The sequence below is a fragment of the Faecalibacterium sp. DFI.5.82 genome, assembly GCF_029076575.1.
Lineage (GTDB): Bacteria > Bacillota > Clostridia > Oscillospirales > Ruminococcaceae > Faecalibacterium > Faecalibacterium duncaniae.
Genome location: NZ_JARFIS010000599.1, coordinates 1 through 307 on the forward strand (window position 1 = coordinate 1; position 307 = coordinate 307).

A 307-nucleotide genomic window follows, 5' to 3' on the forward strand; every position below is an offset into this window, starting at 1 on the left:
GCCCGACCTGAACTGGGAGAACCCCAAAGTCCGGGACGAAGTGTTCAACATCATGACCTGGTGGGTTGACAAGGGCATCGACGGGTTCCGGATGGACGTCATCAGTATGATTTCCAAGGACCAGCGCTTTCCGGATGGCGAGAAACACGGACTGTATGGCAATGGCGGTCCCTACTCTGTCAATGGGCCCCGCATCCATGAATTTTTGCAGGAGATGAACCGGAGGGTCCTCTCGAAATACGACATTATGACGGTGGGCGAGACCCCCGGTGCCACGGTGGAAAACGCTCCCCAGTATGCGGGGCTG

1 protein-coding gene is annotated in these 307 nt (G+C 57.3%); it reads left to right on the forward strand.

The features are described from left to right. A partial coding sequence (locus tag P0G09_RS18055; RefSeq protein ID WP_275253359.1) for an alpha-amylase family glycosyl hydrolase occupies window positions 1-307 on the forward strand: 307 nt, incomplete at both ends.